Source organism: Litorisediminivivens sp. KMU-197 (assembly GCF_056858395.1).
Map to the genome: position 1 here is coordinate 593112 of NZ_JBXEQG010000001.1, position 26509 is coordinate 619620.

The following is a 26509-nucleotide window of genomic DNA, read 5'->3' on the forward strand; positions in this document are numbered from 1 at the left end:
GGAATGGAGACGGCCGCGGCGGCGAGGGGGCAGATCCGACCGCCGATCCTGGAAGGCCCGTTGACGGGTCTTGCGGCGACGGGTGCAGGGGATGGGTGGCGATCCTTGATCTGGGACAAGGCCGGGGACCTGGGCGCGGCATAGGCTGGCGGGGATGCAGGCTGCGCAGGAGTGAGCACCATGAACATCCTCGTTTTCTATGCCACGGTCGAGGGCCAGACCGCCAAGATAGCCCGGTTCGTGAAGGATCGGCTCGAGGCGGAGGGCCACGAGGTCGCGCTGATCGGTGCCGACGACAAGACTTCGGACTTGGCGCTGGAGCGCCGCGATCGGGTGATCCTTGCGGCACCGGTCCACGAGCGGCGCCATCCATCCAGTTTCGAGATGTCGCTGGCGGCGCAGCGCAACGCGCTTGATCCCGCGCGCACGCTGATGATCTCGGTCAGCCTGATGGCGGCGTTTTCCGATACCCGCGAGGCGGCCGAGGATTTCCTGAAGGAAATGGAGATGCGCACCGGGTTTGCAGCGGATCATTCGATCCTGGTGGCCGGGGCGGTGCGGCCGTCGAGCTATGACTACTTTGCCACGCAGGTACTGCGTCATGTGGTCCTGCGCGGTCAGGGCGGCTACCGCCCCGAGGACGGGGTGCGCGAATTCACCGACTGGGACGCGCTGGCCGAACGGGTGACGGCCTTCGCCGCGGCCTGAGGCTCAGCTTTCGCGCGCCAGCGGGTGGTGATCGAGCACCAGTTCGCGCAGGCGCTCTTCAAGCACATGGGTGTAGATTTCGGTCGTGGCGACATCGGCGTGGCCCAGCAGGGTCTGGATGGCGCGCAGATCGGCGCCGTTTTGCAGAAGATGCGTGGCGAAGGCATGGCGCAGGGTGTGCGGCGTGACATCTGCGGGATCGAGCCCGGCGGTCACGGCCAGCGACTTGATCAGGGTGAAGAACCAGTGGCGGGTCAGGTGCCCGGCCTTGCCACGGGAGGGAAACAGGAAGGGCGAGGGCGGCGTGCCCTTGCTGCGCGCGGTCTCTTCGGCGGCGTCGCGCAGCGCCAGCCAGTCGGTCAGCGCGGTGCGGGCGGGCGGCGACAGCGGCACCATGCGTTCCTTGCCGCCCTTGCCGCGCACGAGGATCAGGCGGGGATCGCCGCGCACGGCGGCCACGGGCAACGAGACCAGTTCGGTGACGCGCAGACCGGTGGCATAGAGCACCTGCATCAGGCAGGTGGCGCGGACCTGTTCGGCGCGGGTCTTGCCTTGGGTTTCGGCGGCCTGAAGCAGGCGCTCGACATCCTCGATCGACAGCGTCTTGGGCAGGCGCTTGTCCTTGCCGGGGCCGGAGATCTGGATGGCGGGGTTGTCCTCGCGCCAGCCTTCATCGAAGGCAAAGCGGTAGATCTGGCGGATCGCCGAGAGCCTGCGGGCCCGGGTGGAGCGCGCCAATCCCTGCACTTCGCAATGCACAAGGTAATCCTCGATATCGGCGCGGCTGGCGGTTTCGAAGTCGCGGCCGCGGCCGGCCAGCCAGAGCGCGGCATCGCGCAGGTCGCGGCCATAGGCCAGCAGAGTATTGTTGGCGGCGCCCAGTTCGGCGGCCTGCGCCTCGAGGAAGGCCGAGATATGGGCGTGATCGCGCATCCGCCTCAGCTGTCTGCCGATAACAGCAGCGCCTGGATCGCGGTGCGCCGCGCAGTATCTTCGAGACCGACCGCACGGAAGGTTGCCAGCGCCTCGGCCAGGGCCGCGTCGTCGCCGACGTGGCCCTGATAGGCCAGCGACATGGCGCGCAGGATGACCTCGCCCAGCTTGCCGGCGTCAAGCAGGGCCTGAAGGGTTTCGGGCGGCTCCGAGGCGAACCCTTCTGCGATGGCGCGCGCCCGAGACGACGGCGCGGTGGCCGTGTCGGGGCGGCCCAGGGCCAGCGCCACGGCGAATTTCTGGGTCAGCCCGCTGGGTTCGAACCGGCGCGACAGCTTTTCGTAAGCGGGCGACAGCAGCGCCACCTGCAGCGCCATGGCGGCGGCGCTGCCGGTCAGCGACAGCTCGGACAGGTCCTCGGCGTAGGCCTTCGCGAAGGCGATGGCGAGCCCGGCTTCGCTGAGCGCGGGCCATGCGCGTCGCAGGGTGCGGGACACCTTGTCAGGCTTGCCCTCGGTCAGCGCGCGTTCGAAATCCTGCACCGCGTCGACCCGGTCCCAGACGCCGCCCGAGGCCGAGGGCCGACCGAGGTTGTAGATCGCAAACAGCCGCTGTTCGGACAGGGCGCCGGCGCGGACCAGCCGTTCGGCGGCCTCGATCTGGGCCTTCCAGCCGCTGTCGCCGGGCAGGTCGGCATTGGCATAGGCGCGGGGCAGGGTATGCGTCGGAACCGGTTCGCCGATGGCTTCATGCAGGCGGTATTCCAGCGGGGTCATGCGCAGCGAGGGCGGCAGCGCGGGCAGTTCCTCGGCCAGTTCCGGATCGAGGAAGGCCAGCAGCAGGTTGTAGCGCGCCTCATCGATGTCGCCCAGCGCATAGCCGGTCTGAAGCGTGGTGACGGCAGTGTCCCAGCGGCCGGACTGCGCCAGGCAATATACCCGCGCGCTGAGGTTCGGCGCCAGTATCGGGCGGTTCATCAACACCTTGCAGGTGGCGTCGCCGGGTCCGGAAAGCAGCGACAGGTCAAGCACGCGGGCAAACAGTTCGGGATCGCGGGTCGGATCGGTCAGCGCCATCAGTTCGGCCGCCTGCGCCACCGCGCCGAGCGAGATCAGCCGGTCGATGCGCGCCAGCAGGAAGCGCCCGTGCGAGCCGGACGGCGGCAGCGCCTCGGCCAGCAGGAGCGCGAAGAGCAGCGACTGCATGGCGGGCTGGTCGTCGACGTTCTGAGCGGTGATCAGGTCGGCCAGACGCTCGGCCTCGCTGGCCTGCCAGAGGGTCTGGGGGAAGCCGGTGATGCGCGGCGGCAAGAGACCGGTGGCGTCGGGGTTGGGCGCGTCCAGCTGCTGGACGGTGACATCGGGCCGGGTGGCGTTGCGGGTGACGGGCGGCTCGTCCAGCGGTGGAGCCAAGGTGGCGGCGTCGGGCACCAGTCCGAAATCCTGCTGCTGCTGCCGGTCGAGCCAGTCGATCGCCGACAGCGGATCCTGCGCCGCCGCAGGGCCGGTCAGCGCCCAGACGGCCAGCGCCGCGGGAATCGCGGACCTAGTCCGCATCGAGCACCACGGGCGTGCGAATCTCTGTCGCGGGAGGCGAGAAATCGGCGCCGAAGAAGGGCCCGATGTAGGCATAGCCGACAAGCGCGACGCCCGCCAGAATCGCGAGGAAAAAGAGGTATTTGATCAGTCGGCCCAACATCAGCTGCCTCTGCCCTTGCCCCCTGCGCCCCGGCCATGCCGGAAGGATCGGCACACCGCGCGTCGGAGATGGTTTTTTTGTTCTTATATCTGGCCTTTTCGCCAAGTTCACGTCATTCACGTCCGGGATACGAAATTTTGAGCATTTGGGGCCTAAATCGGCGGATTCATGCGTTGGGTGGTTAAAAAGACCATAGTCATGGTGGGCATGATGGGGGCCGGCAAGACCGCCGTGGGCCGTGCGCTGGCGCATCGGCTGGGGGTGCCGTTTCTCGATTCCGATTCCGAGATCGTCGAGGCCGCCAACATGACCATCGCCGAGATCTTCGCCCGCGATGGCGAGGCGTTCTTCCGGGCCAAGGAAACGCAGGTGATCGGACGGCTGCTGGAAACCGAGCGCTGCGTGCTGTCGACCGGGGGCGGGGCGTTCCTGTCGGGCACCAACCGCGAGATGATCGCCGAAAAGGGCGTCGCGGTCTGGCTGGACGCGGACCTCGAGATCCTGTGGAACCGGGTTCGCCACAAGGACACGCGGCCCCTGCTGCGGACCGCCGATCCCTACGCCACGCTGAAGGAGCTCTATGAGCTGAGGGTTCCGCAATATGCCAAGGCGGACGTGCAGGTGAAGGCGGATCGCAGCTTCACCATCGACCAGATGGCGGCGCGTGTGCTGGAGAAGCTGGAAGACCGCCCCGACGTGCTTGAGAGGCAGGAGTGATGACCGAGACCGTTCATGTGCCGCTGGGCGACCGCGCCTATGACATCCGCATCGGCGGCGGGCTGCTGGCGCGGGCCGGGGCCGAGATCGCGCCGCTGCTGGCGCGGCCGCGCGTCGCCGTGGTGACTGACGAGAATGTCGCGGCGGCGCATCTGGAGGCTCTGCGCGACGGGCTGGCCACCGAGGGCGTGGAGATGGTGGCGCTGGCGCTGCCGCCCGGCGAGGCCACAAAGGGCTGGCCGCAGTTTTCGCGGGCGGTGGAGTGGCTGCTGTCGGAAAAGGTCGAGCGGCGCGACGTGGTGGTGGCGCTGGGGGGCGGGGTGATCGGCGACCTGGCCGGGTTTGCGGCGGCTGTCCTGCGGCGCGGGGTGCGCTTCGTGCAGGTGCCGACATCGCTGCTGGCGCAGGTCGACAGTTCCGTGGGGGGCAAGACCGGGATCAATGCGCCGCAGGGCAAGAACCTGATCGGCGCCTTTCACCAGCCGTCGCTGGTGCTGGCCGATACCGACGTGCTGAAGACCCTGCCGGAGCGGGATTTCCTTGCCGGGTACGGCGAAGTGGTGAAATACGGCCTGCTGGGCGATGCCGGTTTCTTCACGTGGTTGGAAGACCATGGCCCGAAGATGCTTGCCGGCGACGATGCCGCGCGGATCCGGGCGGTGCGGCGGTCCTGCGAGATGAAGGCCGAGATCGTGGTGCGCGACGAGACAGAGCAGGGTGACCGGGCGCTCTTGAACCTCGGGCACACGTTCTGTCACGCGCTGGAGGCGGCGACAGGCTATTCGGACCGGCTGCTGCATGGCGAGGGCGTGGCGGTGGGCTGTGCGCTGGCCTTCGAGCTGTCGGCACGGATGGGCCTGTGTGCGCAGGAAGACCCGAGCCGGGTGCGCCAGCACCTGAAGGCGATGGGAATGAAATGCGACCTGCGTGACATTCCCGGCGACTTGCCCTCGGCCGAGGCCCTGCTGGACCTGATGGGGCAGGACAAGAAGGTGGTGGACGGCCAGTTGCGCTTCATCCTCGCGCGCGGGATCGGCGAGGCCTTCGTGACATCCGAGGTGCCGCGCGAGGCGGTGCTGGGAGTGCTGCACGACGGACTTTCGGCAAGGTAGAGCCTGTCAAATTGAGCGCTTCCGCGCGCTTTTATTCAGGTTCGGGAGAGGTGACGTGCCGGACCGGTGCCTGTGGCTGGTGCGGCTGTTTCGGGGTTTGCTGGGGAGGCGGTTCAGGGGCAGGTCTACGGCCTTATGTATCAAACGCACCAAGCCCGCGAGGGCTGAGCGATGATTGGGATCGTCTTAATCATCGCTTCTGCCCTTTGGTTTCACGTACTGCCGGAACAGCCTGTAGGAGTGACTAGCGCTGAGCGTTTCTACAACACTGTTCATCCAGGCCGACCGGAACTCAGAGAATGTGGTGCCGGGTTTGTGGCACATTTCCTTGCCCATCGAGGCCCGTATCTCCTCGGTGATTTCAAGGCGAATACTGAGTTCGCCGGAGAAGGTGTCTCGCGCCAAATCGAACTCGGTTTGGTAGGGTATGACTGCTTCAACCTGCCTCGGGATTGCGCCGGGAGTTTCTTCGAAGTCGGAGTTGTAGGTCTTGTGGGTATGGGCGCAAAACCAAACCCTTGCGGATGCGTTTGGAGCGACGACAGCAGCAAGTGGGAAGTGCGTGACCTTCTGACCCGGGGCAACGCGTTGATCTCCAATGGCCTGATTGTCCCCACTAAAAACGACATAGTAGGCACTGACGTTGTAGGCTGGACTACTGCCCGAATTCGACAGAACGAAACTGATGAAAAGCTGTGTTTCGCTAGTGTTTGTTTCAACGACAATTTTGCTGGCGGAAAGGTAAGCGCGGGTTTCGATTTCACCAAACCGCTGCATGGTGGCATTGGAGGCGATGGCCGCGTTGGCAGCGTCTATGGCGGCCTTGGCGCTGTCTCGGGCGGGCTTGACCATCTGGCCAGCATACGCCGCAGCCTTTCGGGTCTCCCGGAGCGTAAAGCCAATCAAGACCAAGCCAAAAAACGTGAACAAAGCCCCGGCAATGCCAGCTATCGCCATGTCAGCAGCCCATCGGGCCATTTCCTTTTGCGCTCTCAAGTCCGCAGCACTTTGTTCGGCCTCAGCCTTGCGGGCTTCCTCGCTTTCTTGGCTTATGGCTTCGCGTATTGCAGCTTCAACGCCTTCGATAGCGGTCACAAAGCTCGGACGTGGTTGTTCTTTTTGTTGAGTGCTAGTGGCGTTGGTGGAACCTTCGCCGCTTTGTACGCCTTCCTGTGAAACAGCTGTAAAGGAGTGGAGCGTTAGTCCAAGTGCAAATGCGAACACCCAAGCGCGGAAAGACATTGTAAAAAGAATCCTGCGGTAAATTTCCCACGACTCACTTTATTGCGCAGATTCCGCTCGATGTCTTCGATTAGTAAGCTCTTGAAGTTCAAGGGCAAGCCGACCCCAAGGCGCAACCATCCCTTCGTGTTCGATTTCAAGATGTGAAATGGGTGTATGATACCTCGGCTGGCCCTACAGGGCCAGCCTCCACACCCGCCCTTCGCGCCCCACAACGCCACGCCCCTCCATCCGCTTCAAACACGTCCTGACACGCTCTGACAACGCCCTGCGCGGCATGACTGGCGCAAGCGACTGTACCGGCGCGTTATGCAGCTATGATCTTGGTGCGTTTGATACATAAGGCCGCAGGTCTGCCCTGAACGCGCCATCTCCATGGTGAGGTGAGTCGTCCGCGCGTCAAGGACCTTCGGCCGGCTGCGCCGGTGCTGCGCATCCTTGACCCGTGGACGACTCACGGGGTGAGGGTGGCCAGCGCCGTGCCGAGGTCGCCGTAGCCGGTGAAGCGGCGTTCGAAGGGCAGGCCGAGGCGCCCGGCGCAGTGTTGCGCCTTTTCGGTCAGGGCCGGGTCGTCGGTCTGGGCCTGGTAGACCAGCTTGTCGTAATTACCGAAGTACATCTCGCGCAGGTCGGGGTGGCGGTCGAGGCCTAGGGGCTGCCAGACGAAGGCGTCGAACTGGCGGACGAGGAAATCGGTCAGGTAGAAGGCGGTGAATTCGTCGCGGGCGGCAAAGGTCTCGTTGCCTTCGAAGAAGCTGTAGCAATGCGGGCCGGCGACCATCTCGACGCCCATCTCGTCGCAGGCGGCCTGCAGCAGCCCGCCGGTGCCGCAATCGGCATAGACCACGAACAGCCGGTCGTACTGGTCGCGGTGTTTCGCGACGGCGGCGCGGACCGCATCGGTGATGCGTTCGGGCGTGTTGTGCAGTTTTGCGGGCAGGCAGGTGAGGTCGAGGTGGTCCCAGCGGTTGGCCGCCCGGAGCGCGAGGATTTCGCGGGCCAGCGCGCCACAGGCGATCAGCAGGATGCGGCCGCTGCGGGCGGGGGCGAGGCCGGTTTCGGTGAGTGTCTGATCGCTGGGCAGGTGCATGGTGGCAATCTGGGGCGGCCGGGCGGCCGGGGCAAGGGGCCCGGTCGGCCCGACGTATTCGGCGCGTCGTTCGGAGCGCGCAGGGAGACGCGCGGGCATGGGACAGGGTGCCCCATGCCGCCGGGTATCAGCCGGCCATCTGGTTGTGCTTGCGCGACACCATGGTCTTCGCCGTTTCCACCGCGACGGCGGCGTCGCGGCAATAGGCGTCGGCGCCGATGGCGCGGCCGAATTCCTCGTTCAGGGGGGCGCCGCCCACCAGCACGATGTAATCGTCGCGGATGCCCATTTCGACCATCGTGTCGATCACCACCTTCATGTAGGGCATGGTGGTGGTCAGCAGCGCGGACATGCCGAGAATGTCGGCTTCTTCGGCCTTGATCGCCTCGAGATAGTTCTCGACCGGGTTGTTGATGCCAAGGTCGACGACCTCGAAGCCGGCGCCTTCCATCATCATGCTGACGAGGTTCTTGCCGATGTCGTGAATGTCGCCCTTGACGGTGCCGATCACCATCTTGCCCATGCGCGGTGCGCCGGTTTCGGCCAAGAGCGGCTTGAGGATGGCCATGCCGCCCTTCATCGCGTTGGCGGCCAGAAGCACCTCGGGGACAAACAGGATACCGTCGCGGAAGTCCTTGCCGACGATGGTCATGCCGCCCACAAGCGCGGTGGTCAGCACGTCGTAGGGCTGCCAGCCGCGACCGAGCAGGATGTTGACGCCTTCCTCGATCTCGTCGCGCAGACCGTCGTAGAGGTCGTCGTGCATCTGCTGGACAAGCTCTTCGTCGTCCAGTTCGGAGAGGATGATGTCGTCTTCTTCGTCAGACATTGCGCGATTCCCTTGCTTGGGCGCTGCTGGCCCGTTTCTGCCAGCTAAAGCCGGATTGTTTAAGGTTCAGTTGGCGGATTGCGACATGGAGCCTGCCGCAACCGACGAAAGCGGCGCGGAAAGTGCCCCGATTGCATGTGTTCCGCGTTTGTTCTATTCTGGCGGAATGGAGGAACTGTCGCCGGAAATCGATCCGCGCCAACGCCGTGCGCGCGGGGCCAACCGCAACGAAAGCGGTCGGTTCGAACGGCATGCGCGGGTGGCGGCCTGGGACGGCTGGGAGATCGAGGAAGAGCTTCCGGTGGTGCGGACCGAGGTGCGCGAGGAGGTCGCGCGGTCGCTGATCACCTACAACCGCTCGCCCGACCTGCCGTTCGACCGGTCGATCAATCCCTACCGGGGATGCGAGCACGGGTGCATCTACTGCTTTGCGCGGCCCTCGCACGCCTATCTGGGGCTGTCGCCGGGGCTGGATTTCGAGACCCGGCTGGTGGCCCGGCCCAACGCGGCGGAGGTTCTGACGCGGGAGTTGCGGGCGACAAAGTACGCGGTCGCGCCGATCGCGATTGGCACGAATACCGACCCCTACCAGCCCATCGAGCGCGACCGGGGCATCATGCGGCAATGCCTTGAGGTGCTGGCGGGCTGCGATCATCCGGTGGCGATCGTCACCAAGGGCACGCTGGTGGAGCGCGATATCGACATCCTTGCGCCGATGGCGGCGAAGGGGCTGGCGCGGGTCGGGATCTCCGTCACCACGCTGGAGGCCGGGCTGTCGCGCAAGATGGAGCCACGGGTGCCGGGACCGAAGCGGCGGCTGGAGACCGTGCGGCGGCTGAGCGCGGCGGGCATCCCGGTGCGGCTGATGGTGTCGCCGGTGGTGCCGGCGCTGACCGATCCGGAGCTGGAGGCCATACTGGAGGCCGGGGCCGAGGCCGGTGCCGACGCGGCAAGCTGGATCATGCTGCGGCTGCCGCGCGAGGTCTCGCCGCTGTGGCAGGCCTGGCTGGCGGAGCATTACCAGGACCGGGCCGCGCGGGTGATGGCGCGGCTGCGCGAGATGCACGGCGGCAAGGATTACGACGCCCGCTGGGGGCACCGGATGCGCGGCGAAGGCGCTTATGCCGAGATCGTGGCGGCGCGATTCCGGCGCAAGGCGCGGGCGCTGGGACTGGACCGGACGGTGGCGCCGCTGCGCTGCGATCTGTTCCGCAGGCCGGAAGTTGCAGGGGATCAGCTGTCGTTGTTTCTGGGCCGGGAAAATTCGTCGACGGATTTTTGAAAATCCATTGATGGATTTTGGTGCCGGCGCGAAGCCGCGGGCGCGCGCGCCCGACCACCGGCCCGGACCATGCGGGCGGTCGGCGGTCCGGACGGACGGTGTTGGGCACGGGAAACATGCCACAGGTCTGCACCCCGCTGGGTTGGTCCGGGTTGGTCGGTGCTCAGCCGCGACGACGGCGGCGGGTGCGCGTGGGCGCCGGAGCGTCGCCCGAGCCGTCGCTGTCGGAACTGAACGGGCCGATCGTGGCGACGATCTGGTCGAGCGTCGGGCGATCGCCGGCGGGACGGGTTTCCAGAGCGTCGCGCATGGCGCGCAGGTGGTCAGGCATGGTGCCGCAGCAGCCGCCGATAATGCGTGCGCCGGCGTTGCGGGCCATGACGGCGTAATCCCCCATCAGCGCGGGCGTGCCGTCGTAGTGGATATGGCCCTCGACGTACTTGGGAATGCCGGCGTTTCCCTTGGCGATCAGCGGGATCTCGGGGCTTTCGGCGGCGAAGCTGAGCGTGGTGCGCAACAGGTCGGAGGCGCCGGTGCCGCAATTGGCGCCGAAGGCCAGCGGCGGGTTCGGCAGCGACTGCACCAGCTTGACCATGTCGGCCGCGGTGACGCCCATCATGGTGCGGCCGGCGGTGTCGAAGCTCATGGTGCCGCACCACGGCATGTCGGCCTTGGCGAAGGCCTCGGCGGCGGCGCGGAATTCCTCGGGCGCGGAGATGGTCTCGACCCAGAGCACGTCGGCGCCGCCTTCTTTCAGCGCTTCGGCCTGTTCGTGGAACATTTCGACGGCGTCGTCGTGGCTGAGCGTCCCGACGGGTTGCATGATGTCGCCGGTGGGGCCGACGGAGCCTGCGACAACCACCGGGCGGCCGGCGGCATCGGCGACTTCGCGGCCGAGTTCGGCGGCGGTGCGGTTCAATTCGCCCACGCGGTTCTGCGCGTCGTGCAATTTCAGGCGCGAGGCGTTGCCGCCGAAGGAATTGGTTAGGAAGATGTCCGATCCGGCCTCGACCGCACCGCGATAAAGCGCACGGATCTTGTCGGGCGCATCGGTGTTCCACAGTTCGGGCGCGTCGCCGGCCATCAGCCCCATGTTGAACAGGTTGGTCCCGGTGGCGCCATCGGCGAGCAGCCAGTCGCGGGTCTCGAGTAGCTTGCTGAGAGCGTTGCTCATGGCGGCGATCCTTCCTGTGGTGTCAGGCGCGGATGCCACAGCGGCAGTGATGAAGCAAATGCATAATTTGCAAGATCATTATGAGGTTGCGTCCGTTGAGAGACCTGATCAGCGGCGTGTCGGGCGCATGTACGGCGCGGGCCATGTCAGCGATGTCGGCATGGGACGGCGCATCGGCGCAGAGCGGATGGCGGCGGGGCCTCCGGTGGGATCAATGGGTAGGATGCAGCGCAAGCACCGGACGTGTCACGCGATTTTCGTCCGGGCCAGCTTCGTCGCGGCTTCATGCTGGCTGAGGAAGACCTGCCCGGTCAGTTCGCCAAGGAAATGGCTGCGTTCGAGACGGTCCATGACCGGGCCTTTGACCTCGCTCAGGTGCAGGCGGATCTGGGCCTCGGACAAGCGGGTGTTGATGGCTTCCAGCGATTCCAGCGCCGAAAGGTCGATTTCGTTGACGGCGGGGAACATCAGCACGACGTCGGTCACTTCGGGCTGCTCGGCCACCAGCGCGCTGATCCGGTCCTCGAGATAGCGGGCGTTGGGGAAGTAGAGGCTTTCATCGACGCGCAGCGACAGCACGTGAGGCTGGGTCTCGACCTTGTGGCGAAGCACGTTGCGGAAGTGCTCGGTGCCCGGAACGCGGCCGACGATGGCCATGTGCGGACGCGAGGTCTTGTAGAGATGGACGAGGATCGAGGTGACGACACCGGCGCTGACGCCCAGTTCGACACCGGCCAGCAGGGTGAGAACTATAGTCATCGAGACGGCGGCGAAATCGGCGCGGCTGAAGCCCCAGGCGCGTTTGAGGATCGACAGGTCGACGAGGCTGAGGACGGCGACGATGATGGTCGCGGCCAGGGTGGCCTTGGGCAGGTAGTGGATCAGCGGCGTCAGGAACAGCGCCGCGAGCGCGAGGCCCAGCGCGGTGAAGGCGCCGGCGGCGGGGGTCTCGGCGCCGGCGTCGTGGTTGACGACCGAGCGCGAGAAGCCGCCGGTCACCGGGAAACCGCCGGTGAAGGCGGCGCCGAGGTTGGCGGCGCCGAGGCCGATGAGTTCCTGATCGGGGTCGATGCGCTGGCGTTTCTTTGCCGCGAGGGTCTGGGCCACCGAGATCGATTCGACGAAGCCGATGATGGAGATCAGCAGCGCCGGCAGGGCCAGTTGACGCAGCAGGTCGGGCGAGACGGACGGCAGGGTGAAGGGCGGCAGGCTTTGCGGCACTTCGCCCACGATGGCGACGCCGTGGCCTGCGAGATCGAAGGCCCAGACCGCCAGCGTGGTGGCGACGATAGCCAGAACCGGGCCGGTCTTGGCGCCGATGTCGGCCATGCGCGGGCCGAGGCCGATGCGGCGCAGCAACGGCTTCAGCCCCTTGCGGACCCAGAACAGAAAGCCGGTGGCCGCAGCCCCGAGTGTCAGGGTGATCGGGTTGATGTCGCCGATATGGGCCCAGAGGCTGGCCGCAAGTTCGGGCAGGGTGTGGCCGTGGGCGTCGATGCCCAGGATGTGGCGCAGCTGGCTGGCGGCGATCAGCAGGCCGGAGGCGGTGATGAACCCCGCGATCACCGGGTGCGACAGGAAGTTGGCGAGAAAGCCCAGCCGCAGGAGGCCCAGCGCCAGCAGCATGGCGCCCGATAAAGCCGCCAGCGTCAGGGCGGCGGTGACGTAGCCTGCGGTGCCCTGCTCGGCGATGTTGCCGATCGCGGCGGCGGTCATCAGCGAGACAACCGCCACCGGCCCCACCGCCAGCGCCCGGCTGGTGCCGAAGATGGCGTAGAGCACGATGGGCACGATCGAGGCGTAGATCCCGGCCTCGGGCGGCATCCCGGCCAGCAGCGCATAGGCCAGCGATTGCGGGATCAGCATGATGGTGACGATCACCGCCGCGACCGCGTCGCCGGTAAAGGCGGCACGATCATAGCGGCGGCCCCAGTCGAGGACGGGCAGGTAGCGTGACAGCATTGGGGCCTCGGGGGCGGGGCGGTCAGTCGAAGCGGTTGACCGGCAGTTTCAGGTAATGGTGGCCGTCGTCCTCGGCTGCGGGCAGCCGTCCGCCGCGCAGATTGATCTGCAGCGCCGCGAGGATGCGGTCGGGCAGGGCCAGCGTGGCGTCACGCTCTTGCCGGCGCTGGATGAAGTCTTCGCGCGTGGTGCCGTCCTTCACGTGGCGGTTCTCGGCCTTGTGGCGGGCGACCGTGGCTTCCCATTCGGGTTCGTTCCGGTCGTCGGTGCCGTAGTCGTGGCCGACGTAGAGGCGCGTGGACTCCGGCAGGGCCAGAAGCTGCTGGATCGAGTCCCAGAGTTCGTGCGTCTTGCCGCCCGGGAAGTCCGAGCGCGAGGTGCCGACGTCGGGCTGCATCAGCGTGTCGTGGACGAAGGCGGCGTCGCCGCAGACATAGGTGATCGAGCCGAGGGTGTGGCCGGGCGACAGCATGACGCGCATCTCCAGATCGCCCAGCGGGAAGGTTTCGCCTTCCTTGAACAGGTGGTCGAAATCGCGGGCGGGGTTGAAGGCATCGGGCAGGTTGTAGAGATCGGCCCAGATCCTGGCGATCTCGGGCACCATGGCACCGATGGCGTTGGGCGCGCCGGTACGCTCTTTCAGGTGCGCCGAGGCCATGACGTGATCGGCGTGGGGGTGGGTGTCGAGCACCCATTGCACGGTGAGGCCGTTGTCGCGGACCAGATCCATCACCTGATCCATGCTTTCGGTCGAGAAGCGATAGTTCTTGGGATCGAAATTCCAGACCACGTCGATCAGCGCGGCCTGCTTGGTGGCCGGATCGGCGCAGATATATTGGATCGAGCCAGTATCGGGCTCGTAGATGCCCCAGACATCGGGGCTGTTCGCGCCGGTCGAGGGGGAGTGACGGACGATGGGACTCTCGAGAGGCGTGCTCATTGGGTCGCTCCTTTCGCGAAGGGATTGGGGAAATTTCCGATGTGCCGGGCCAGCCACATGCCGCCCAGCATGAAGGGTACGAAGATCAGCGTGCCGGTTGCGGCGATGGGCAGCGCGGTCAGCGCCGGTCCGGGACAGAAGCCACCGAGGCCCCAGCCGGTGCCGAAGATCGCGGCGCCGGTCAGCAGCTTGGGATCAAGGTCGCGGCTGGTGGGCAGCGCGAACCTGACATCGAAGAGCGGCGTGTCCCGTTGGTGGAACAGCAGGGCAAACCCGGGCGCGGTTACGGCGATGGCGCCGCCCATGACGAAGGCGAGGCTGGGATCCCATGTGCCGAACAGGTCGAGGAAGTTCAGCACCTTGGCCGGGTCCGACATGCCCGAGACGATGAGGCCGAAGCCGAAGATCAGGCCGGAGAGAAGAGCGAAAACTTGCTTCATCGTTCAGCCTCCGACCACGTGGCGCATGATCAAGACGGTGATCACGGCGGTCACCATGAAGGTCACGGTGGCGATGATCGAGCGCAGCGATCCGCGGCTGATGCCACAGACCCCGTGACCCGATGTGCAGCCATTGCCGAAAACCGCGCCGAAGCCGACCAGCGCGCCGGCCAGTGCCATCAGCACAGGGTTCGAGGGCACCCACTGGTCGGGCCAGTCGCCAGAGACCAGCATCCAGATCGGGGCGGCCAGCAGCAGGCCCAGCACGAACAGCGCAGACACACCGCGTGCCTCGCCGTCGGTCGACCGCGCGAAGATGCGCGACGTCAGCCCGCTGATGCCGGCGATACGGCCGTTGGTGGCCATGAGCAGCACCGACGCGGCCCCGATCATCATGCCGCCGCCCAGCGACAGCCATGGGGTGAAGGTGGTTTCCATCGTTACGATTCCTTATTCCTGCGCGGCGGCACCGCGCCCTCAAACGAAGGATAGAGACGCCATGCTTGATATTCAATAGTTAGAATATGTTTTTCTGTGCCTGTGCCGCACGGAAATGCCTGAAGTCTCTGCCTGAATCAACCGTCGGGACGCCGGCAGGTTCCTAGAAAGGGCACAAGGTGTCCTGCGGGGCGCACGCGCTATATCGGGATGTAACCGTCCGGGAGGGCCGCGCATGGAGACTTTCAACTTTCTGACAGGTCAGGAAACCCCGCATATCAGCTGGTGGCAGATGTGCCTGCGAGCGGCGATCATCTTCTGCTACGCGGCGCTGCTGTACCGGCTGGCGCCCCGACGGTCGTTTTCGAACCTGTCGGCGCTGGACATCGTGATTACGGTGGTGCTGGGGTCGAGCCTGAGCCGGGCGCTGACCGGGAACGCTCCGCTGGTGCCGACGCTGATGGCGACGGCGCTGCTGGTGACGCTTTATGCATTGATGACCGCGCTCGCGCCAAGATCGAAGCTGGTGTCGCGGGCGGTCAAGGGGCGGCCGATCCGGCTGGTCCACGAGGGCAAGGTCGACTGGCAGGCCATCCGGCGCGAACGGCTGGGACACCATGACATAACCGAGCAGCTTCGGCTGAACGGCGTCAGGGATATCTCGGAGGTCGAAGAGGCCTATCTTGAGCGCAACGGGCAGATCAGCATCATCACCAAGCGCGACCCGTAGGGCGTGGCTCCCCCGAAAAGGTCAGCGTCGGATGCGGAGACCGCCGATCTGCCCGGTTGCGTGCGGGTCAACTCCCCCGTTCCGGGGTTTCCGTATCGTAGCCGGCGGCGGTCCAGGCCTTCCAGCTGCCGGGGACATTGCTGAGATTGTCGAACCCGTGCGCGGCCATCAGACTTGACGCGATACTGGCCCGGAAGCCGCTGGCGCAATAGGTGGCGTAGTGATTCGACCGGTCGAGCTTATCAATCCGGTCGCGCAGGTTGCCGAGGAAAGCATGAGTTGCACCGGGGATGTGACCGCCCTGCCATTCCTCGTCCTTGCGGACATCGAGCGGGTGCAGGTCGTCGGCATCCTTGAGATCATGCACGGTGATCTGAGGTATGGCGGCCATGTCGTGGCCAGCCTCGCGCCAGGCGCCCATGCCGCCGGCAAGGTAGCCGCCGAACTTGGTGAAGCCGGTGCGCCAGAGCAGGGTTAGCACCCGGTCCACGTCGCGATCGTCGCCGGTGACGAGATAGATCGGCGTGTCGGGATCGAGCAGCCAGCCGGCCCAGACCGACAACTCGGGTCGGGCGCCGATGTTGAGCGCGCCCGCGATATGGCCGGCGCCGAAGGCCAGCATGTCGCGGGTGTCGAGCAGTTGGCCGTCTGTCGCGGCCTCGGCAAAGCGTTCAGGCGTCAGGCCGGGCAGGCGCGGCAGGTTGCGCAGCACCGGCGGGCCGGCGGCGTTGACCTTCTTCAGACGGGGGTAATGGGTCGGGGTCGGCGGGGCATCCTGCTTCATGGTTTCGCAGAACTCTTGCAGGTCGGTGATCTGAGCATAGCGGTTGTGGCGGCGCTCGTATCCGATGGTGCTGGACATGCGGTCGCCGATGTCGGGCCCGCAGGCCGACCCGGCGCCGTGGCAGGGATAGACGATGACGCCGTCGTCAAGCTGCATGAAGACGTCCTGCACGGTGTGAAACAGCTTTTCGGTCAACTCATCGGTCTTGTCGTCGCCCATCAGGTCGGGCCGTCCGACGCTGTCGACGAAGAAGGCATCACCCGAGAGCACGCCCCAAGGCGCGTCGCAGCCCTGATCGTAGAGCAGGTAGGACATGTGTTCGGGGGTGTGGCCGGGGGTGAACCGGGCTTCGATGGCGATACCGCCGAATTCGAAGCGGTCGCCGTCGCGGACAGGCTGGTGATCGAAATCGTAGTCCGCGCCGCCCTCGGTGCTGACGAAAAGCCGCGCGCCGCCGTTCAGCCTGTCGACCAGTTCGCGGGCGCCGGACATGAAGTCGGCGTGAATGTGAGTTTCGAACACATGGGTGATCGAAAGGCCGAAGCGCCGCGCGGTCTCAAGATAGACCTCGACATCGGGGGTGGGATCGACCACCGCGGCGGTGCCGGTGGCGTCATCGCCCAGCAGGTAGGAACATTCAGCGACGCCATCGGCCAGGATTTGCTCGAATCGGACTGTCATCGGGACCTCCTATGGCTGTCTTGTGAAAACCGGTGCAGAGGAGGGTTTGTTCCGGCGACAGCCTCAGCCCGGATCGTTGACCTTCAGGTGATCGGCGGACCAGCCTGCGGGGAGGACCTCGGCCTCGGCCTCGCCATTGCGGATCCTGCGGCAGAGGCCGACGGGGATGTTGGCGGCGGCGAGGACGTGATCCGTCATCATCGGCGCGGTCTGGGGCGGCAGGGTGGCGAAGGTGCCGTCGAGCGAGACCGCGACGTCACAGGGCAGGAAGACGCTGGCCCCGCCGACGCCGGTGTCGGTGACCGGCTGACCCATCGGCACGCCGACCGCGCCCAGCACGCAGACGGCTGTCTGAAGCTCGATGGCGCGGGCGCGGGCGCAGCCGAAGACGCGGTTGTAGCCGGTGATCATGTCGGTCTTGGCGGGAATCACGATCAGGTCGAGGTCGAGCGCGCCGAGACGCGACCAGAGGGCCGTGAACTCGGTATCGAGGCAGATCACTATGGCGATGCGCAGCCCGTTCCAGGCAATGACGTTGATGCTGTCGCCGTGGACGGTGGCGCCGCCGGCGCCCTGTTCCTCAAGCGGGGTGAGGCTGAGCTTGTCCTGGGTGTGGCGCTGACCGTCGGGGGTGAGCAGGAAGGCGCGGTTGTAGAACCCCTGCTTGCCGGCGGCGACCGGGATGGTGCCGGGCAGGATCGAGATGCCGTAGCGGGTGGCCATGGCGGCAATGGCGTCAAGCGCGGGGCCGCCGGTTTCGGCCAGCCAGCCCAGCGTGTCGGCCTTGGCCAGTTCCGGCGGCGCAAAGCTGAGCCACTGGGCGCAGGCGAATTCGGGCATGACAAGCATCTGGGCACCGCGGGCGGCAGTCTGCGCCGCGCGGGCGTCCAGCTGGTCGAGCCAGGTCTGGAGGTAGGGCACCGCCGGTTCGAGGTTGGCTGCCCAAAGGTCGATGGAAACGTGGTCCACTGTATGTCCTGCCGTGTGAGAATGATCGGCGGCAGGTAGCGCCCACCGGTCAGGCGGCAATGGGGCACCGGCAGATTGCCCCCGCGTCGGACCGCGAGGGCAGGTAATTCAGGCCGTGTTTCAGGCCTCGGTGAGGATCTGGCCCTTGGCGACGACGAGCAGCTCGGCCATCTTGGCGCGGACCTCGTCTTCGCTGGCCTTGTCGCCAAGATCGCCGGACACCTTGCGCACCACGTCTTCGTGGCCGACCTCTTCGAAATCCGACTTGACCACTTCCAGCGCGTAGGCGTCGGCGTCGTCGCCGGTCTTGCCCAGCAGTTCGGCCGCCCAGAGGCCCACCAGCTTGTTGCGCCGCACCTCGGCCTTGAACTTCATTTCCTCGTCATGGGCGTACTTGTTTTCGAAGGCGCGTTCGCGGTCGTCGAAGGTGGTCATGGGCAGGTTCTCCGGAGCGTTGTGCTTTCCTACAGATATGCCGCTCCGCACCGCGCGCCGCAAGGGTTTAGGTCCGCTTGCGACAAAGCGGAGCATGGCGTAAGAGGGCGCACGCGGCGGGCCATGTTGGCCCGGAGGCCGCGCATTGGCAGGAGAGATCGCGAAATGGCGCGTCGCAAGAAAATCTACGAAGGCAAGGCGAAGATCCTTTATGAAGGCACCGAGCCGGGCACTCTGGTGCAATACTTCAAGGATGATGCCACCGCCTTCAACGCCAAGAAGAAGGACGTGATCGACGGCAAGGGCGTGCTGAACAACCGCCTGAGCGAGTTCTTCATGACCGGCCTGAACGAGATCGGTGTGCCGACGCATTTCATCAAACGGCTGAATATGCGCGAGCAGCTGGTCAAGGCCTGTGAGATCGTGCCGCTGGAAGTGATCGTGCGCAACTATGCCGCAGGCACCATGTCGAAGCGGCTGGGGATCGAGGAAGGCACGCGCCTGCCGCGGCCCATCGTGGAATATTGCTACAAGGACGACGCCCTGGGCGATCCGCTGGTCACTGAAGAGCATATCGCAGCCTTCGGCTGGGCCAGCCCGCAGGACATGGACGACATCCTGAGCCTTGCGCTGCGGGTCAACGACTATCTGTCGGGGCTGATGTACGGCGTCGGCATCCGGCTGGTGGACTTCAAGATCGAAATCGGGCGGATTTACGACGGCGATTTCCAGCGGCTGATCGTCGCCGACGAGATCAGCCCGGATTCGTGCCGGCTTTGGGATATCGAAAGCGGCAAGAAGCTGGACAAGGACGTGTTCCGCCAGGATCTGGGCAATCTGACCGATGCCTATACCGAGGTCGCGACCCGGCTGGGGGTCATGCCGCGCAAGGCCACACCGATGGAAAAGCCGAAACTTATCAACTGATTGCGCCCGGTTCTTCGGGTGAATTTTGGGTATCTGAAAAGACAACAGACCCGGTGTCCGGGTGCAGGAGACGAGGCCAGATGAAAGCGCGTGTGCATGTGATGCTGAAGACCGGAGTTCTGGATCCGCAGGGCGAGGCAGTGCGCCACGCGCTCGGCGCCATGGGGTTCGACAGTGTGAAAGGGGTGCGGCAGGGCAAGGTGATCGACCTTGAACTGGAGGAGGGCACCACCGAGGCGCAAGTGGGCGAGATGTGCGAGAAGCTGCTGGCCAACACGGTGATCGAGAGCTACCGCATCGAGCTTGGCTGACATGGACGACATCGGGTCGCGGCTTGCGAAACCGCGCGATTTCGACCAAAGGGTGCGCAAAGGAGTCCCGCGATGAAAGCTGCCGTTCTCGTTTTTCCCGGATCGAACTGCGACCGTGACATGGCCATGGCCTTTGAACAGGCCGGGTTCGACGTGTCGATGATCTGGCACAAGGATCACGCGCTGCCCGAGGGGGTCGATATCGTCGGCGTGCCCGGCGGCTTTTCCTATGGCGACTATCTGCGCTGCGGCGCGATTGCCGCGAATTCGCCGATCTGCCGCGAATTGAAGCAACATGCCGAGGCCGGCGGATACGTGCTGGGCGTGTGCAACGGCTTTCAGGTGTTGACCGAAACCGGGCTGCTGCCGGGCGCGCTGTTGCGCAATGCGCGGCTGAAGTATATCTGCCGCAGCGTGCCGCTGGTGGTCGGAACCGGTGACAGCATCTTCACGCAAGGCTATGAAAAAGGACAGGAAATCCTGATCCCGATTGCCCATCACGATGGCAATTACTTCGCTGACGATGCCACGCTCGACCGGCTGGAGGGCGATGACCGCGTGGCGTTCCGCTATGGCGACAACCCCAACGGCTCTGCCCGTGATATCGCCGGCGTGCTGTCGGCGAACCGCCGGGTGCTGGGCATGATGCCGCATCCCGAGCGGGCCGCGGAACCGGCGCATGGCAACACCGACGGCAAGCCGATGTTCGACGCGCTTGCGGCGGCGCTCGGGCGGGTCACCGCCTGACATCGCGGGCCTGTTGCTTGAGCGCAGGACAGCGGCGGCGTAGAGTCGGCTGATGGAACCCTCACCGCGCAGGACATACCGGTCGGGCGAAGGCCTCTGGCGCCGGAGCAACCCGCTGAGCTGGCGGGTGCGGCTGGCGTTGTTCTGCCTGCTCATTCTGGCGATCACGACCGTCTGGTTCACCAACCGGCTGCTCACCGACCGTTTCACCGAAACGACGCGCAACCGGGCCGAGCTGCGGCTGGCGCTTTATTCCGGCAACGTGCTGTCGGAACTGCGGCGGAACTCGATCGTGCCGCAGCTTCTGGCGCGGGACCCGGCGCTGATCGGGGCGCTCAATTCGGGCGATTATTCCCAGTCGACACAGCGGCTTATCTCGTTCGTGGACGAAATCGGCGCGGCCTCGCTGATCCTGCTGGATGGCGACGGGCGCGCGGTGGCGGCGACGGACCGCAATATCCTCGGCTCTTTGCACCGCACCGAGGAGTATTTCATCGGCGCGCAACGGTCGAACGCGACGGTATTTTCCGCGATCCCGCGCGAGGCCGGAGGTTTCCGGTTTCTTTATTCCCGGCGGATCGAGAGCAGCGGCAACCTTGTCGGCGTGATCGTCGTCGAGGTCGATCTGGCCAAGTTCGAACGCGCCTGGGCGGGGATTGCCGATGCGGTGCTGATCACCGACAGCGAAGGGCGGATCATCCTTGCGACCGAGCCGCGGTGGCGCGGGCTGGCGGAAGTGGACGCGCTGCGCCGAGAACCCGCGGATACCGCGATCGAGCGGGCGATCCGGGCGACCTCGGACTGGACGCAGGTGCCGGCGGATGCATATCTGCAGGGCGAGGCGGTGATGCGGATGGAGGCGCGGATCCCGTTTCGGGGGTGGCGGATCGTGTCGTTCACGCCCTATGCCAGCGTGCGCGAGAAGGTGAATTCGGTGCTAGCGATGGAGATCATGGGCTTTGCCATGCTCTTGGCGCTGGCGTTCTATTTCCTCAGCCGCAAGACCGCGTTCAAGATGGCGTTGTTCCAGCGGGAATCGGCGGAGTTGCGGGCGCTGAACACCCGGCTGCAACGCGAGATCGCCGAACGCGAGCGGGTGCAAAAGACGCTGGCGGTGGCCGAGCAGACACTGGCGCAAAGCTCCAAGCTGGCGGCCCTTGGCGAAATGTCGGCCGCGGTGAGCCACGAGTTGAACCAGCCGCTGGCGGCGATGAAGACCTATCTTGCCGGCGCGCGCCTGCTGATCAACCGCAACCGGCCGGACGAGGCGTTGAGTTCCTTTGCGCGGGTCGACGACCTGCTGGACCGGATGGGCGCGATCACGCGGCAATTGAAGAGCTATGCCCGCAAGGGCGGCGAGCGGCTGAGCCCGGTGGACATGGGCGAATCGCTGGCCTCGGCGCTGGCGATGATGGAGCCGCAACTGAAGCAGCGGCACATCAACCTGAGCCGTGTGCTGCCGCCGCAGCCGGTGCGGGTGATGGCCGACCGGGTGCGAGTCGAGCAGGTGATGGTGAATCTGCTGCGAAACGCCCTAGATGCCACCAAGGGGCTGCGTGATCCGCAGATCGAGGTGATCCTGTCGGGTGGCGAGACCGCGACGCTGACAGTGCGCGACAACGGGCATGGGATCGAGGACCTCGATGCGCTGTTCGAGCCGTTCTATACGACGAAACAGCCCGGCGAAGGCGTCGGGCTGGGGTTGGCGATCTCATCGGGGATCGTGCAGGACCTCGGCGGCCGGCTGATCGCGCGGAACGGAGAAGAGGTCGGCGCGGTTTTCGAGATGCAGCTGCCGATCCTGAACGAGGACGCGGAAACCGAAGCCGCCGAATGAAATATGAAGTCGAGAGGGCATAATGGCCAAGCTCATGAAAATCGCGATCGTCGACGACGAACAGGATATGCGACAGTCGATCGGTCAATGGCTCGCGCTGTCGGGCTATGACACCGAAACCTTTGCCAGCGCCGAGGACGCGCTGAAGGCGCTGACGCCGGATTATCCCGGCATCGTGATCACCGATATCCGCATGCCTGGCATGGACGGGATGCAGTTCCTGAAACGGCTGATGTCGCAGGACAGCGCGCTGCCGGTCATCATGATCACCGGCCACGGCGATGTGCCGATGGCCGTGGAAGCCATGCGGCTGGGTGCGTTCGACTTCCTCGAAAAGCCGTTCAATCCGGACAAGATGAGCCAGCTGGCCAAGAAGGCGGTCAACGCGCGGCGGCTGACGCTGGACAACCGGCAGCTTCGGCGAGAGCTGTCGGACGGTGGCGAGCTGATGAAGAAGCTGATCGGCGCCAGCCCGGTGATGGAACGTCTGCGCGAGGACATCCTCGATCTGGGGCAGGCCGACGGACACGTGCTGATCGACGGCGAAACCGGCACCGGCAAGACGCTGGTGGCCCATGCGCTGCATGCCGTGGGGTCGCGGGCGGGCAAGAAGTTCGTGCTGGTTTCCTGTGCGGCCTTCGAGGAAGAGGCGCTGGCGCGGCGGCTGTTCGGGCCGGTGCAGCCCGACGAATCGCGGCTGCCGGCGGTGGAGGAAGCGCGCGGCGGCACGCTGGTGCTGGAGGATATCGAATCGCTGTCCGAGGCCAACCAGGCGCGGCTGCTGAGCTTCATCAACGATCAGGGGACGCCGTCCGAGACCCGAATCGTGGCGATTTCCAACCTGCAGGAGCAGGACAAGACGCCCGAGGACGTGCTGAAGCCGAACCTGTTCTACCGTTTGGCGGCCTTGCGCATCACGGTGCCACCGCTGCGCCAGCGGGGCGAAGACATCCTGACGCTGTTCACCCGTCTCAGCGAGCAGTTCGCCGATGAATACGGCTGCGAAACCCCGGAGGTTTCCGCGCAGGAAGCGGCGCAGCTGTTGCAGGCGCCCTGGCCCGGCAACGTGCGGCAGCTGATCAACGTGGCGGAACGCGCGGTGCTGCAATCGCGGCGCGGCTCGGGCACCATCGCTTCGCTGCTGATGAACGACCACGAGGAAATGCAGCCGGTAATGACCACCGAAGGCAAGCCGCTGAAGGAATATGTCGAGGCGTTCGAACGGATGCTGATCGACAATACGATGCGACGTCACAAGGGGTCGATCTCGTCCGTGATGGACGAATTGTGCCTGCCACGGCGTACTTTGAACGAGAAGATGGCGAAATACGGGCTCCAGAGGTCGGATTACCTGAGCTGATTGGCGGCGGCGTCTGATAGTTTCGACGCACGCGGACGACGAAGAACGGCTGAGGACGATGCGGATACGGTTTGACAAGGGGCCTGACGGCGGGGCGGCGGAGTTCATCCGTCCCGTGCGACGGATCGAGGCCCGCGACGCTGCGGAGGTGCCCGCCGCGCTGGAGGCGCTGGCAGAGGCGCAGGCCGAGGGCCTGTGGCTGGCCGGTTACGCCAGCTATGAGATGGGTTATGCGCTGGAGCCGAAGCTGGCGGGGCTGATGCCCGGCGGGCGCCGGGTGCCGCTGATGTCCTTCGGCGGTTTCGAGGCGCCCCGCGCGGCTTCGGCCTTGCGGAGCGGCCCGGCGGGACTGTCGGACCTGCGCCCGGACTGGGACGCGGCACGCTATGCGCGCGCGTTTCGCCGGGTGCACGACTGGATCAGGGCCGGCGACGTCTATCAGGCCAACCTGACCTTCCCGATGCGGGCCCGCGCCGAGGGGGCTGCCGAGGCGCTTTATGCTGCGCTTGCCGCGCGTCAGCCGGTGGCGCACGGGGTGCTGATCGAAGAGACCGGGCGGCCGTCGATCCTGTCGCGTTCGCCGGAACTGTTCTTTCGCATCGCCTCGGGCGGCCGGATCGCCACCCGGCCGATGAAGGGCACCGCGCCGCGTGGCGCGACAGCGGCGCAGGATGCGGCGCTGCGCGATGGGCTGACCGGCGACGAAAAGGTGCTGGCCGAGAACCTGATGATCGTCGATCTGCTGCGCAACGACCTGTCGCGGCTGGCGGTGCCCGGATCGGTGCAGGTGCCCGAGCTTTTCAAGGTCGAGACCTATGCCACCGTGCACCAGATGGTCAGCCAGATCGAGGCCGAGCTGGCGCCGGAGGTGACGCTGGCCGATGTGTTCCGAGCGCTGTTTCCCTGCGGGTCGATCACCGGCGCGCCGAAGATCCGGGCGATGGAGATCATCCGTGCGCTGGAAGAAACCCCGCGTGACGTCTATTGCGGCGCGATCGGCTGGGCCGCGCCGGACGGCCGCGCCGAGTTCAACGTGGCAATCCGGACGGTGACGGTCGAGGGCCAAACGGCACGACTGAACGTCGGCGGCGGGCTGGTCTGGGACAGCCGCGCCGCATCGGAATACGAGGAAGCCCTTTGGAAAAGCCGTTTCGCGACCCTCCAGCCGATACCCGCCTGATCGAGACCATGCTGTGGCAGCCGGGGCAGGGCGTTGCCCTCGCGGCGCGTCACCGGGCGCGGATGCAGGACGCAGCGGCGCGGCTGGGGTTCGGCTTCGACGCCCGTGCCTTCGATGCCGCCCTTGCCACGGTGGCCGGCACCACGCCGCTGCGGTTGCGGCTGACGCTGGATGCGGCGGGGCGGCTGGAGATGACCTCGGGGGCCGCGCCGGTGCCGGCCGGGGTCTGGCGGGTGGCCATCGCGCCCGAGCGGCTGGACAGCGGCGATCCGTGGCTGGGTGTCAAATCTACCAACCGTGCCCTTTATGACAGGACCCGCGCCGATCTGCCGCCGGGGATCGACGAGGCGCTGTTTCTCAACGAGGCAGGCCATGTCTGCGAAGGCACGATCACAAACCTGCTGGTCGAGCGTCCCGACGGCTGGGTGACCCCGCCACTTTCCGACGGCGTGCTGCCGGGCGTAATGCGTGGTGAGCTTCTGGCACAGGGCAGGGTCCGCGAGGCCTCTGTCACGCCGGGCGACCTGCGTACCGCCCGGGGCTTGCACCTTTGCAACGCCCTGCGCGGACGCATCGCGGCGACCCTCGTCGACTGGCCGGACGGCAGGAGGGCGTCTCAGGCGTCGTGACTGGCCGGTGACCGCAGGCTGCGGCAGTGTTCCCTGCATTGTTCTGCATGGCGGTTCGCCGCTGCGTTCCGCTGGCCGCGGAACGGCACGCCGCGCAATAGCCATTGAAGGTGCTGCGAAGGCGTATACCTTTGCCGACATGATTAACCGGGATCACATGCGCCCATTCCTGCGGCGCGCCGCGGCGCTTGCGGCCTTTATCGGGCTGCTTTGGGCAATCCAGATCGCCAACTGGATCACCGGCTACGGCCTCAACCCGGCCTTTGGCTTAATCCCCCGGCACGTCAGCGGGCTGGACGGCATCATCGCGATGCCCGTCCTGCACGGAGGCTTTGCGCATCTGGTGTCCAATACGCCACCGCTTCTGGTGATGGGCGGGCTGCTGGTGGCCACCGCCACACGGGCCTTGCTGGCTGTGAATACCGTGGTGATCGGGCTTGGCGGCGGGCTGGTCTGGCTGTTCGGCAGTTCCGCGATCCATATCGGCGCGTCAGGGCTGGTCTTCGGCTGGTTCGGCTTCCTCGTGGCGCGGGGCGTGGTGGACCGCTCGCCGGTCACGCTGGGCGCGGCACTGCTGGTCGGCTTCCTCTATGGCTCCATTCTTTGGGGCGTCTTGCCGGGTCAACCCGGCGTCTCATGGGAGGCCCACCTGTTCGGCGCTATCGCGGGCGTGGCTGCTGCATTCCTTGTCCGAACGCACGTCCATGCGCCGCGCCTTGGCAGCGTCGATCGGGAGTGACACGTGCCGCCGTGGCAAGCGTGATGGCGACACGTCTCATCACAACTTGATCCCATGCTTCCGTGCAAAATCCGTGTAAAAAGTGTCGCTGCGAAGATCGGCCAATTTTTCCTCGTCGATCGGGGCCGGTTCACGACCATCGACGCTGATGCCGGTGCCTTCGATAAGCCGGTTCACAAGGTTGAACACACCGCAGACCTGAATGGCGTCGAACAACGCGCGTTCGGACCAGCCAGCATCGTAGACGGCCTGCGCATCGGCCTCGACCATGCGTGACGGGCAAAGGGTGAGCTTTTCGACAAAGGCAAGGACCGGTTTCAACTTCGGGTCAGCCGGGGCGGTTTCAAGGTCCTGCATCATCGCTTCAATCGTCTGGACATCGATTCCGTACGCTCTTGCAAAGACGGTGTGGGCATCGTGGCAATAAACACATGCATTCAGCCCCGAGACATAGGCTGCGATCAGTTCACGTTCGGCGACAGAAAGGTCACTGTCGCCGCGCATGACCAAACTTTCATAAGCGCACCATGCGGGCAGCTTTTCGGGAAATGCGCGATACACACTTCCCAACGTGGACCCTTCGGGCAGGGATGGAAAAAGGCGTTTCAAATCAAA

Annotated in this window: 29 protein-coding genes; 13 read left to right on the forward strand and 16 right to left on the reverse strand. The window is 65.8% G+C overall.

Features of this window, described 5'->3' with window-relative positions; genetic code table 11:
- Positions 1-180: 180 nt before the first annotated feature.
- Positions 181-708 (forward strand): flavodoxin domain-containing protein, encoded by a 528-nt coding sequence (locus AC04PT_RS02885; RefSeq protein ID WP_482871987.1) that lies wholly within the window; start codon positions 181-183, stop codon positions 706-708.
- A 3-nt stretch (positions 709-711) separates the two neighbouring features.
- Here AC04PT_RS02885 and AC04PT_RS02890 read toward each other — a convergent pair whose 3' ends face one another.
- From AC04PT_RS02890 to AC04PT_RS02900, 3 genes are read right to left on the reverse strand one after another with little or no spacing between them, the layout of a single operon-like run.
- Positions 712-1641 carry a site-specific tyrosine recombinase XerD gene (locus AC04PT_RS02890; protein ID WP_482871989.1) on the reverse strand — a complete coding sequence of 310 codons (930 nt, stop codon included), beginning with the start codon at positions 1639-1641 and terminating at the stop codon, positions 712-714.
- A 5-nt stretch (positions 1642-1646) separates the two neighbouring features.
- Complete coding sequence (locus tag AC04PT_RS02895; RefSeq protein ID WP_482871990.1) at positions 1647-3197, reverse strand: hypothetical protein; 1551 nt, start codon at positions 3195-3197, stop codon at positions 1647-1649.
- A complete protein-coding gene (locus AC04PT_RS02900) occupies positions 3187-3339 on the reverse strand; it encodes a hypothetical protein (protein WP_482872444.1) in 153 nt (50 codons plus the stop codon). The genes AC04PT_RS02895 and AC04PT_RS02900 overlap by 11 nt, the downstream gene beginning before the upstream one ends.
- Positions 3340-3507: 168 nt before the next feature.
- On the opposite strand from AC04PT_RS02900, the gene AC04PT_RS02905 reads away from it, so the two are divergent.
- Both AC04PT_RS02905 and aroB read left to right on the forward strand, forming a co-directional pair.
- Positions 3508-4056, forward strand: a complete 549-nt coding sequence (locus AC04PT_RS02905) for a shikimate kinase (protein ID WP_482871992.1) — start codon at positions 3508-3510, stop codon at positions 4054-4056.
- The gene (gene aroB, locus AC04PT_RS02910; RefSeq protein WP_482871993.1) at positions 4056-5168 is read left to right on the forward strand and encodes a 3-dehydroquinate synthase; all 1113 of its coding nucleotides are present in this window, start codon (positions 4056-4058) and stop codon (positions 5166-5168) included. The genes AC04PT_RS02905 and aroB overlap by 1 nt, the downstream gene beginning before the upstream one ends.
- Before the next feature lie 186 nt (positions 5169-5354).
- Here aroB and AC04PT_RS02915 read toward each other — a convergent pair whose 3' ends face one another.
- From AC04PT_RS02915 to AC04PT_RS02930, 4 genes are all read right to left on the reverse strand, one after another.
- Positions 5355-6410 carry a hypothetical protein gene (locus AC04PT_RS02915; RefSeq protein ID WP_482871994.1) on the reverse strand — a complete coding sequence of 352 codons (1056 nt, stop codon included), beginning with the start codon at positions 6408-6410 and terminating at the stop codon, positions 5355-5357.
- Positions 6368-6631: a DUF6471 domain-containing protein gene (locus tag AC04PT_RS02920; protein WP_482871995.1), complete on the reverse strand. Its 264-nt coding sequence runs from the start codon at positions 6629-6631 to the stop codon at positions 6368-6370. The genes AC04PT_RS02915 and AC04PT_RS02920 overlap by 43 nt, the downstream gene beginning before the upstream one ends.
- A gap of 233 nt (positions 6632-6864) precedes the next feature.
- A complete protein-coding gene (locus tag AC04PT_RS02925; RefSeq protein WP_482871996.1) occupies positions 6865-7500 on the reverse strand; it encodes a DUF1638 domain-containing protein in 636 nt (211 codons plus the stop codon).
- 127 nt (positions 7501-7627) lie between these two features.
- Entirely contained in the window at positions 7628-8329 is a 702-nt protein-coding gene (locus AC04PT_RS02930; protein ID WP_482871997.1) for a corrinoid protein, read from the reverse strand.
- 166 nt (positions 8330-8495) lie between these two features.
- On the opposite strand from AC04PT_RS02930, the gene AC04PT_RS02935 reads away from it, so the two are divergent.
- Positions 8496-9611 carry a PA0069 family radical SAM protein gene (locus AC04PT_RS02935; RefSeq protein WP_482871999.1) on the forward strand — a complete coding sequence of 372 codons (1116 nt, stop codon included), beginning with the start codon at positions 8496-8498 and terminating at the stop codon, positions 9609-9611.
- 163 nt (positions 9612-9774) lie between these two features.
- Here the strand turns inward: AC04PT_RS02935 and bmt are convergent, their stop codons facing one another.
- The 5 genes from bmt to AC04PT_RS02960 all read right to left on the reverse strand — a co-directional run bounded on the left by bmt (position 9775) and on the right by AC04PT_RS02960 (position 14565).
- Positions 9775-10785 carry a betaine--homocysteine S-methyltransferase gene (gene bmt, locus AC04PT_RS02940; RefSeq protein ID WP_482872000.1) on the reverse strand — a complete coding sequence of 337 codons (1011 nt, stop codon included), beginning with the start codon at positions 10783-10785 and terminating at the stop codon, positions 9775-9777.
- A gap of 246 nt (positions 10786-11031) precedes the next feature.
- Positions 11032-12747 (reverse strand): SulP family inorganic anion transporter, encoded by a 1716-nt coding sequence (locus tag AC04PT_RS02945; RefSeq protein ID WP_482872001.1) that lies wholly within the window; start codon positions 12745-12747, stop codon positions 11032-11034.
- A 22-nt stretch (positions 12748-12769) separates the two neighbouring features.
- Positions 12770-13687, reverse strand: coding sequence for an MBL fold metallo-hydrolase (locus AC04PT_RS02950; RefSeq protein ID WP_482872002.1), 918 nt, complete (start codon positions 13685-13687; stop codon positions 12770-12772).
- Positions 13684-14127 (reverse strand): DUF6691 family protein, encoded by a 444-nt coding sequence (locus tag AC04PT_RS02955; protein ID WP_482872003.1) that lies wholly within the window; start codon positions 14125-14127, stop codon positions 13684-13686. The genes AC04PT_RS02950 and AC04PT_RS02955 overlap by 4 nt, the downstream gene beginning before the upstream one ends.
- A 3-nt stretch (positions 14128-14130) precedes the next feature.
- Entirely contained in the window at positions 14131-14565 is a 435-nt protein-coding gene (locus AC04PT_RS02960; protein WP_482872004.1) for a YeeE/YedE family protein, read from the reverse strand.
- Between the two features lie 235 nt (positions 14566-14800).
- On the opposite strand from AC04PT_RS02960, the gene AC04PT_RS02965 reads away from it, so the two are divergent.
- Positions 14801-15295 carry a DUF421 domain-containing protein gene (locus AC04PT_RS02965; RefSeq protein ID WP_482872005.1) on the forward strand — a complete coding sequence of 165 codons (495 nt, stop codon included), beginning with the start codon at positions 14801-14803 and terminating at the stop codon, positions 15293-15295.
- Between the two features lie 67 nt (positions 15296-15362).
- On the opposite strand, the gene AC04PT_RS02970 is transcribed toward AC04PT_RS02965, so the two are convergent.
- The 3 genes from AC04PT_RS02970 to AC04PT_RS02980 all read right to left on the reverse strand — a co-directional run bounded on the left by AC04PT_RS02970 (position 15363) and on the right by AC04PT_RS02980 (position 18164).
- Entirely contained in the window at positions 15363-16760 is a 1398-nt protein-coding gene (locus AC04PT_RS02970; protein WP_482872006.1) for an MBL fold metallo-hydrolase, read from the reverse strand.
- A 63-nt stretch (positions 16761-16823) separates the two neighbouring features.
- Complete coding sequence (locus AC04PT_RS02975; RefSeq protein WP_482872008.1) at positions 16824-17729, reverse strand: nitrilase-related carbon-nitrogen hydrolase; 906 nt, start codon at positions 17727-17729, stop codon at positions 16824-16826.
- A 120-nt stretch (positions 17730-17849) separates the two neighbouring features.
- The gene (locus AC04PT_RS02980; protein ID WP_482872009.1) at positions 17850-18164 is read right to left on the reverse strand and encodes a DUF1476 domain-containing protein; all 315 of its coding nucleotides are present in this window, start codon (positions 18162-18164) and stop codon (positions 17850-17852) included.
- A 165-nt stretch (positions 18165-18329) separates the two neighbouring features.
- Here AC04PT_RS02980 and purC point away from each other — a divergent pair, with 165 nt between their 5' ends.
- The 8 genes from purC to AC04PT_RS03020 all read left to right on the forward strand — a co-directional run bounded on the left by purC (position 18330) and on the right by AC04PT_RS03020 (position 25894).
- The gene (gene purC / locus AC04PT_RS02985) at positions 18330-19091 is read left to right on the forward strand and encodes a phosphoribosylaminoimidazolesuccinocarboxamide synthase (RefSeq protein WP_482872010.1); all 762 of its coding nucleotides are present in this window, start codon (positions 18330-18332) and stop codon (positions 19089-19091) included.
- Between the two features lie 80 nt (positions 19092-19171).
- On the forward strand, positions 19172-19402 hold the full coding sequence (purS, locus tag AC04PT_RS02990) for a phosphoribosylformylglycinamidine synthase subunit PurS (protein ID WP_482872011.1): 231 nt from the start codon (positions 19172-19174) through the stop codon (positions 19400-19402).
- 72 nt (positions 19403-19474) lie between these two features.
- Entirely contained in the window at positions 19475-20149 is a 675-nt protein-coding gene (gene purQ / locus AC04PT_RS02995) for a phosphoribosylformylglycinamidine synthase subunit PurQ (RefSeq protein ID WP_482872012.1), read from the forward strand.
- Between the two features lie 52 nt (positions 20150-20201).
- Complete coding sequence (locus tag AC04PT_RS03000; RefSeq protein ID WP_482872013.1) at positions 20202-21986, forward strand: sensor histidine kinase; 1785 nt, start codon at positions 20202-20204, stop codon at positions 21984-21986.
- A 22-nt stretch (positions 21987-22008) separates the two neighbouring features.
- Positions 22009-23346, forward strand: coding sequence for a sigma-54-dependent transcriptional regulator (locus tag AC04PT_RS03005; protein ID WP_482872014.1), 1338 nt, complete (start codon positions 22009-22011; stop codon positions 23344-23346).
- A gap of 58 nt (positions 23347-23404) precedes the next feature.
- Entirely contained in the window at positions 23405-24526 is a 1122-nt protein-coding gene (locus AC04PT_RS03010) for an aminodeoxychorismate synthase component I (RefSeq protein WP_482872015.1), read from the forward strand.
- Positions 24484-25155 carry an aminotransferase class IV family protein gene (locus tag AC04PT_RS03015; RefSeq protein ID WP_482872016.1) on the forward strand — a complete coding sequence of 224 codons (672 nt, stop codon included), beginning with the start codon at positions 24484-24486 and terminating at the stop codon, positions 25153-25155. The genes AC04PT_RS03010 and AC04PT_RS03015 overlap by 43 nt, the downstream gene beginning before the upstream one ends.
- Positions 25156-25294: 139 nt before the next feature.
- Positions 25295-25894, forward strand: a complete 600-nt coding sequence (locus AC04PT_RS03020; RefSeq protein ID WP_482872017.1) for a rhomboid family intramembrane serine protease — start codon at positions 25295-25297, stop codon at positions 25892-25894.
- A 39-nt stretch (positions 25895-25933) separates the two neighbouring features.
- On the opposite strand, the gene AC04PT_RS03025 is transcribed toward AC04PT_RS03020, so the two are convergent.
- Positions 25934-26503, reverse strand: coding sequence for a carboxymuconolactone decarboxylase family protein (locus tag AC04PT_RS03025; protein ID WP_482872018.1), 570 nt, complete (start codon positions 26501-26503; stop codon positions 25934-25936).
- Positions 26504-26509 lie beyond the last annotated feature (6 nt).